Source organism: Haladaptatus sp. (genome assembly GCF_049589095.1).
Classification (GTDB): Archaea; Halobacteriota; Halobacteria; order Halobacteriales; family Haladaptataceae; genus Haladaptatus.
On record NZ_JBAWAC010000617.1, the window covers coordinates 1 to 3,225 of the forward strand.

The window sequence follows — 3,225 nt, forward strand, 5'->3', positions numbered from 1 at the left end:
ACCGCCGGGTCGTGGGCGTACATCGGCACGCAGGGCATCATTCAGGGCACCTACGAGACGTTGGCCGCGCTCGCGGACGAACACTACGACGGCGACCTCACCGGGAAAATCGTCGTCACAGGCGGACTCGGCGGCATGGGCGGTGCCCAACCGCTCTCCGTGACGATGAACCACGGCGTCTGCATCGCCGCCGAAGTGGACGAGAGCCGAATCGACCGTCGCATCGAGACCGGCTACTGCATGGAGAAGACGGACGATTTGGACGAAGCCATCGAGAAAGCGAAAGCGGCCGCTGAGGTCGGAGAACCGTACTCCGTCGGCGTTCACATAAACGCGGCCGACATGCTGGAGGGAATGTTGGAACGGGAGTTCGTCCCCGACGTCATCACCGACCAGACGAGCGCCCACGACGAACTGGAGGGCTACTACCCGTCCGGATACACCGTCGAAGCGGCTGACGAACTCCGTGAGGAGGACTCCGAAAAATACGTTCGAGAGAGTCTGGACACGATGGCCCGCCACGTGCAAGCTATCCTCGACATTCAGGACGAGGGTGCGGTCGCCTTCGAGTACGGCAACAACATCCGCGGGCAGGTGAAAGAACACCGGGATATGCAGCACGCGTTCGACTTCCCCGGCTTCGTTCCGGCGTACATCCGCCCGCTGTTCTGCCAAGGCAAGGGGCCGTTCCGCTGGGCCGCCCTCTCGGGTAACCCGGACGACATCCACCGCACCGACGAGGCCGTCGTGGAGTTATTCCCGGAAAAAGAACAGCTCCACCGCTGGATCGACCTCGCACAGGAGCAGGTCGAGTTTCAGGGGCTTCCCTCGCGGGTTTGTTGGCTTGGATACGAGACGAGCGCTGCTCCGGAGGAGCATCGAAACGGAGGCGGCCCTGCCGCCGAAGGTGACGAAGACGGACTTACCGAGCGCGCCCGCTTCGCGCTCCGCATCAACGAACTCGTCGCGGACGGCGAAATCGAGGCCCCCATCGTCGTCACCGCGACCACCTCGACGCCGGGTCGGTCGCCAGTCCCAACCGCGAAACCGAGGCCATGCGCGACGGCTCCGACGCCGTCGGCGACTGGCCGATTCTGAACGCCCTGCTGAACTGCGCGGCGGGCGCGGACATCGTCTCCGTCCACGACGGCGGCGGCGTCGGCATCGGCAACGCGCTCCACGCGAACAACCACGTCGTGCTCGATGGTTCGGACCTCGCGGCCGAAAAGGCCCGTCGCGTCTTCACGACCGACCCTGGAATGGGCGTCATTCGCCACGCCGACGCGGGCTACGACGAAGCGCTCGAACAGGCCGAGAAATCGAACGTCGCGGTTCCCATGCGTGATCGGACATGACCGGATTGAATCCACCGTCCGAATGGCGCGGGACTTCCGGCGACCCGAACGACGAGCAGTTCGGCGACATCGTGGAACCCGTTCCGGAACTGGACGACGACGTGCTCGCCGCGTTCGACGCGGTACTGCTCGGCGAACCGTTTGACCACGCCGTCATCGGCCGCAAAGGTGCGGTGGACGGCCCGGCGGCGCTCCGCGAGACTCTCGCGGGCGTGAAAACCCACCACTTCGATGCCGGACCGGTCGCGTCGGTCGGCGACGTTGGCGACGTGATGCTCATGCTCGACGACGCTGACGACCCCGAAGAAGTCACCACCGAGTTGCTTCAGCGGAAGGCTGGCGTCCTCGCGAAGCGGCTCCACGATGCCGACACGTTGCCCGTCTTCCTCGGCGGAGACAACTCGTTCACGTATCCGAACGCCGCACCGCTCCTCGAAGACGGCTCGCTCGGCGTCATCAACTTCGACGCGCACCTCGACGTGCGCGAGGTGCGCGACGATCCGACCAGCGGTACTCCGTACCGTCAGTTGTTCGATGCCGGTCTCGATTCCTACGCCTGTGTCGGCGCGCGACATTTCGAGACGAGTTCGGCGTACGCCGATTACGTCCGCGAACGCGGGGGAGCAATCGTCACGGCCGAAGAGGTCGGCGACGATTCCGTTTCCGCCATCGACACCGCGCTGGATTCGATGAGCGACGTGGACACCATCTACGTCAGCGTCGATGTGGACGTGCTCGACGCCGCGTTTGCACCCGGCGTCAGCGCTCCGACGCCGGGCGGGATTTCCACCCGAGAACTGTTCCGGATGCTTCGCCTCGTCGCGGCCGACGACCGGGTCGCCGGATTCGAAGTCGTGGAATGTGCCCCGTCGCTCGACCACGACGAGTTGACGGTGAAGGCCGGTGCACGAGCGATCGCACACTTCCTTTCCACGTACGGAGGTAGCAAATGACCGACTCACTACGAGAATCCGACGAAAACGAGATCACGGCAGTCGTCCACGACGCGAAACAGATCGTCACCGTCGAGGAAGACGGTTCCCTCGGGATTTACGAGGACGCCGCACTCGCCGCGATAGACGGCGAAGTCGTACGCATCGGTGCGAACGGGCCGGTCACCCGCGAATACCCGCCGGAGAACGCGACCCATTCGGTCGATGCGAGCGGCAAAACCGTGATTCCGGGGTTCGTCGATCCTCACACCCACGCGCTGTTTGCTGGCGACCGCTCCGACGAATTCGAGGCGAAACTACAGGGCAAGACGTATCAAGAAATCCTCGCGGACGGCGGCGGTATCCTGCGAACCGTTCGCGCCACGCGCGAGGCCAGCGACGAGCGACTGCTGTCGAACCTGCTCTTGCATCTCGACACGATGCTCGCCCACGGAACCACGACCGTCGAGGTAAAATCCGGGTACGGACTCGACACGAAAACCGAACTTCGAATGCTCGACGTGATCGCACAGGCCGACGACCGCCACCCCGTCGATGTCGTCCCAACGTTCATGGGTGCACACGCGATTCCGGAAGGCCGGGACGCGGACGACTACGTGGACGAAGTCGTCGAGGAACAGATTCCGGCCGTCGCGGAGCAGGGAATCGCGGAGTTCTGCGACGTGTTCTGCGAGGAAGGCGTCTTCACCGTCTCACAGTCCCGCCGGGTCCTGAAAACCGGCGAGGAATACGATCTGACCCCGAAAATCCACGCCGAGGAACTCGCACACATTGGCGGGTCACAACTCGCCGCGAAACTCGGTGCGACGAGCGCGGATCACCTCCTGTACGCGACGGAGGAGGACATCGACGCGCTGACGACGGCGGGCGTGGTTCCCGTCCTGCTTCCCGGTACCGCGTTCGGTCTCGGTGCCGAG

At 64.5% G+C, this 3,225-nt stretch carries 2 protein-coding genes and 1 pseudogene; all 3 read left to right on the top strand.

What is annotated here, in order from left to right; genetic code table 11:
- Window positions 1-1,355: pseudogene (hutU, locus tag WBV42_RS19525) on the top strand (urocanate hydratase); the annotation flags it as partial.
- On the top strand, window positions 1,352-2,308 hold the full coding sequence (gene hutG, locus WBV42_RS19530; RefSeq protein ID WP_423987519.1) for a formimidoylglutamase: 957 nt from the start codon (window positions 1,352-1,354) through the stop codon (window positions 2,306-2,308). The pseudogene hutU and the gene hutG, both read left to right, overlap by 4 nt.
- A partial coding sequence (gene hutI / locus WBV42_RS19535; protein ID WP_423987520.1) for an imidazolonepropionase occupies window positions 2,305-3,225 on the top strand: 921 nt, incomplete at its 3' end. The genes hutG and hutI, both read left to right, overlap by 4 nt.

Coding starts and splice junctions, on each gene's coding strand:
- hutG (WP_423987519.1), top strand. CDS start 1,352: ATGACCGGATTGAATCCACCGTCCGAATGGCGCGGGACTTCCGGCGAC.